At 69.9% G+C, this 4,689-nt stretch carries 2 protein-coding genes and 3 pseudogenes; 3 read left to right on the top strand and 2 right to left on the bottom strand.

Features of this window, described 5'->3' with window-relative positions; translation table 11 throughout:
- Nucleotides 1-278 precede the first annotated feature (278 nt).
- Nucleotides 279-442 (top strand): annotated as a pseudogene (locus AB0F18_RS38445) (IS5/IS1182 family transposase); the annotation flags it as partial.
- Between the two features lie 132 nt (nt 443-574).
- Here the strand turns inward: AB0F18_RS38445 and AB0F18_RS38440 are convergent.
- Entirely contained in the window at nt 575-1,732 is a 1,158-nt protein-coding gene (locus tag AB0F18_RS38440) for a CapA family protein (protein ID WP_362069970.1), read from the bottom strand.
- A gap of 70 nt (nt 1,733-1,802) precedes the next feature.
- Here AB0F18_RS38440 and polX point away from each other — a divergent pair, with 70 nt between their 5' ends.
- Nucleotides 1,803-3,530 (top strand): DNA polymerase/3'-5' exonuclease PolX, encoded by a 1,728-nt coding sequence (gene polX, locus AB0F18_RS38435; protein WP_362069967.1) that lies wholly within the window; start codon nt 1,803-1,805, stop codon nt 3,528-3,530.
- A gap of 688 nt (nt 3,531-4,218) precedes the next feature.
- Here the strand turns inward: polX and AB0F18_RS38430 are convergent.
- Nucleotides 4,219-4,362, bottom strand: a pseudogene (locus tag AB0F18_RS38430) (site-specific integrase); the annotation flags it as partial.
- A gap of 101 nt (nt 4,363-4,463) precedes the next feature.
- Here AB0F18_RS38430 and AB0F18_RS38425 point away from each other — a divergent pair.
- A pseudogene (locus tag AB0F18_RS38425) lies at nt 4,464-4,689 on the top strand (macro domain-containing protein); the annotation flags it as partial.

The raw sequence follows: 4,689 nt of genomic DNA, 5'->3' as shown, positions 1-4,689 counted from the left end.
GCCGCGCAGTGCGACCAATGAGTCGCACTGCGCGGCTTTTGTATTGCTGCAATCATCCGGGCTGGCACGGCAGGACGCTCCGGCGCCTTGCGATGCATCGCACCAGACGCCGCGCCCTATCCGGCCCTGATCCGCCGGCCCCTCCTAGCGTCTCTACAGCCGGTCCCCGCGCCGGCCGGTTCCGGAGGATGCGGCCCCCGCCGTCCGTGATGTCCTGCTCGCAGGTTCGTCCGCGGTAGGACTGGTCGTTGGGGATCAGAAGCACTCCGGCGACCCGCTCCGGCGCCCGCAAGACCCGGCCGCGGATCCCGAAAAAAGGACGACGCCTCGGCACCACCGCCCCGACGAGGGACTTGGACGGTCCCGGGGCGGCCTGACTTGCAAGATCCACCTCGCCGGCGAAGGCGGCTGCCGCCCCATGCCCATCGTGACCATCGGCCGGATCGTGCGGGGGGCGGTTCCGCCCGCCACCAGATGGTCGAACCGGTACCGGAGGCGCAGCCGGAGGGACCTCGTGTGCTCCTGCGCCATGCACGCTTCCTTCGGATCGACATGCCTCTCGAAGGCCCCTCTGTCAACCCGCCGCCGTCCGCCCCGTTACGGGCGAACCGCCGGCGGATGGACCGGGGTGGACGATGAGGGCGCCCTCCGGGTCGAGGGTGATCCGGGTGCCGAACTCCCGGCTGGTGCGGGCGAGGACCCCGCGCAGCCAGTCGCAGTCCTCCCGGGAGGCATGCCGCAGGCGCATGCGGTGGGCCTGCAAGGGGACCAGACGGGCGTGGTCCAGCCGGCCCGTGTCCGGCTCGAGCGCGACGAGGAAGAGCAGGCGCAGGTCGTCCCGGTACCGCTCGTAGCCGCCGATGCCCTCGTAGTCGTCGATCAGGTCGCCGCAGCCGTAGAACACCGGATGCCCCCGGTACACCTCCAACGGGCGCGGATGGTGAGAGGAGTGCCCGTGGACGAGGTCCGTGCCGCCGTCGACGAGCGCGTGCGCGAAGCGGATCTGGTCGCGCGGGACGGTGTGGCCCCAGTTCGAACCCCAGTGGATCGAGACGACCGCGAGGTCGCCGGGCCGCTTCGCCCGCCGGACGCGGCCGGCCACCTCGGCCGCGGCGGCGTCCGAGGCCTCGAAGAGGAAGTCGATCCCGCTGCGGTCCGCGGTGGCCGCCCAGGTGTGGGGGATACCGCTGGACGCCATCCCGAGGGAGAAGACCAGCAGGCGCCCGCCCCCGGGGAGGGGAAGGACTGCGGGCCGCCGCGCCTTGTGGAGGTCCCGTCCGGCTCCCGCCGTCCGCAGGCCCGCGCCGGCGAGCGAGTCGAGGGTCTCGGCCAGCCCGCGGCGGCCGTAGTCCAGGACGTGGTTGTTGGCGAGGACGCAGACGTCGAGCCGGGCGGCGGCCAGACAGGGCAGGTTGGCGGGGTGCATCCGGTAATGGACCCCCTTGTCGGGCCAGGCGTCGTCACTCCGGGTGACGGACGTCTCCAGATTGACGATCCGGGCGTCGGGCGCGGCCGCGTCGAGGAGGTCCAGTGCCTCGCCCCACGGCCAGGAGAAGGCCGCCCGCCGGGGAATCGCGCCGTTCGCGCCCTCCGCCAGCTCGACGTAGATGCGGGCATCGGTGACGTACGCCTCCACCAGGCGCGGATCGCCGGGGTGCGGAAGGATCTGGTCGATACCGCGTCCGAGCATCACGTCACCGGCCAGGAACAGCGTCACGAACTCGCCGCCCACCTCTCCAGGCTAACCAACGACGCAGACGGCCCCGCGTGCCTCCCCGGGGCCCGCGGGGCACCCTGGAGACATGGCTCGAGCCAACGACGAGGTCGAGGCGCTCCTCCAGGAGTACGCCGACCTCATCGCGATCCGCGGCGGGGAGGCCTTCAAGGCGCGCGCCTACGAGAAGGCAGCCCGGGCCGTCGGGGGGTACCCGCAGGACGTCTCGGCGCTCGACGCCAAGGGCCTGCGCGAGATCCCCAACGTCGGCAAATCGGTCGCCGACAAGATCATCGAGTACCTGCGCACCGGCCGCATGCCCGTCGTCGACGAGGCCAGGGCGTCCGTACCGGCCGGAGTGCGCGAGCTGATCGAGATCCCGGGGCTCGGACCCCGCAAGGCCATGCTGCTGTACGAGGAGCTGGGCATCACCTCGGTCGACCAGCTGGTCGAGGCCATCCGGCAAGAGCGGCTGCGTGATCTGAAGGGCTTCGGCGAGCGCACCGAGGACAACATCCTGCATGGCATCTCGGTGCTGCAGAAGGCGGGTGAGGGCCGCATCCTCGTTAGCGCGGCCATGGAGGTGGCCGAACAGCTCGTCGCCGAGCTGTCGGACATCCGCGGCTGCGTCCGGTGTACGTACGCGGGGTCCCTCCGCCGGATGAGGGAGACCATCGGAGACATCGACATCCTGGTGGCCGCCCGGCGTTCGGCCCCGTTCATGGACGCCATCACCGCCCACCCGCACACGGCAGAGGTCATAGCCCACGGGGAGAAGAAGACCTCCATCCGGACCGCCACCGGCCTCCAGGTGGATCTACGGGTCCTGCCGCCCGCCTCCTGGGGCGCCGGACTGCAGTACTTCACCGGCGCCAAGGCCCACAACATCCGCACCCGGGAGCTGGCGGTGCGCCAAGGCCTCAAGCTCTCCGAGTACGGCCTCTTCGACACCGAGAGCGGCGAGAGCCTCACCTCCGAGACCGAGGAGGCGATATACGCCCGGCTCGGGCTGCCCTGGATACCGCCGACGCTGCGCGAGGACCGCGGCGAGATCGCCGCCGGGCTGCGCGGCGAACTCCCCGACCTCCTGACGGAGAAGGACATCCGCGGCGATCTGCACACCCACACCGACCTCACCGACGGGCTGGCGCCGCTGGAGGACATGATCGAAGCCGCTGCCGCGCGCGGCTACGCGTACTACGCGGTCACCGACCACGCGCCGAACCTGTACATGCAGCGCATGACCAGCGAGAAGATCCTCGCCCAGCGCGAGCAGGTCCGCGCCCTGGACGGCAAGCACCACAGGATGCGGCTGCTGCACGGGACAGAACTCAACATCGGCCCGGACGGCACCCTGGACTGGCCCGACGAGTTCCTCGCGGACTTCGACATCTGCGTGGCCTCCGTCCACTCCCATTTCAACCAGAGCCGGCAGGAACTCACCCGCCGACTCCTCCGTGCCTGCGAGAACCCGCACGTCGCCGTCATCGGCCATCCCACGACCCGCCGGATCGGCAAGCGCCCGGGCATCGACGCCGACTTCGACGCCGTGTTCAAGGCCTGCGCGCGCACCGGCACCGTACTGGAGGTCAACGCGCACCCCGAGCGGCTCGACCTGTGCGACGAGGACATTCTGCGCGCGAAGAGCTACGGCGTGAAGTTCGCCGTGAACTCCGACGCACACGCCACCACGCACCTGCCGTACATGCGCTACGGGGTGGCCACGGCCCAGCGCGGCTGGCTGACCAAGGACGACGTCGTCAACACGTGGCCGCTGACGAGGCTGCGCAAGTTCCTGGCGGAGAAGGGCGCCTGACGGGTAGTCCGTCGGGGGAACACCGCGACGGGCCGTTGAGTGCGTCGCACCCTGCGGCCCCCGGCGAAGTCTCCGTCCCAGCTGGCGATCTGTTCGACGTGGCTTCTGCCTGGATGGGTGAGGAGGTAGACGGTGCCGTAGTCGTGATCCAGGTTGCGGTAGATCACCACGGGTCCGGGGCCGGCCTCTGTCGGCACTCTGATACACCGGCCAGGGTTCGGGATCGAAGAGGACCTCGGACACGGCATCGGCATCGGCGCTGTCCTCACAGAACCACTCCGGAACCGGCCGCTCAGCACATCGACCGTCGCTGCACATTGCCAGAAGGTAGTTCGACCAGAAGCCCTGGCGGGCCAGCAGTGATTCGCCCGCCACCAACGGGCGGACGTCGTAACCCTTGATCACCACCCCTCGATCCTGTCACCAGCCACCCCGAAATCGCCAGGTGGGCACCGCCCAGTTACGGGATGGGCTTTGGGCCCACAAGGTGCGGAGCCCAAGGGGCTGCGACGCGAGAGGGGAATGCTTCCGCCTCATGCGGCTGGGGCACTCCAATCAAGGGAGAGCCTGTCGGGTTGTTGGGATCGTCCGATGGCCAGCCGCGAATCGCGGAACGGCAGGAAGAGTCCCAACCGGACCGCGGCGCCCGCGCTTGCCTTGCGGACGCCGCGGTCCACGCCCGTCTGAGGAGTTGCTTTGAGCAGCACTGGCAGTTTGTACGGAGCACGTCCTTGGCGGTGAGCTTGGCGACTTTCCTCTTGCCCAGGCCCGGGATGAGGGGCTGATGGACGCAGGCGGTGTAGCGGGTGTGGGTGTTCTCGCGGAGCTGGTGATGTCTCCGCGCGGTCTCGGACGCGGTTGCTTCCGTTGTGAGTCGATCTGCTGCCTGGCGAGGGCGAGGTTGTGCATGCGGGCCATGCCGAGCATTGCGTGGTGGACGCCGTCGCCTACACCGTCGGCCCGGTGTATCAGGTTTCCGGGAGCGATCCGTCGCTCCTGGCATCCTGCTACCGGGAGTCGCTGAGAGTTGCCGACGAGCTGGGGGCACGGACAGTCGCCTTCCTGGCGATCTCGACCGGGGCCTACGGATGGCCCATGGAAGATGCCGCTCGCATCGCCGTAGAGGCCGTGCGGGGCGCCGAGACCAGCGTCGAGGAGG

Source organism: Streptomyces sp. NPDC029216, assembly GCF_040648015.1.
Taxonomy (GTDB): Bacteria; Actinomycetota; Actinomycetes; order Streptomycetales; family Streptomycetaceae; genus Streptomyces.
This window is presented reverse-complemented; position numbering and strand designations above follow the sequence as displayed.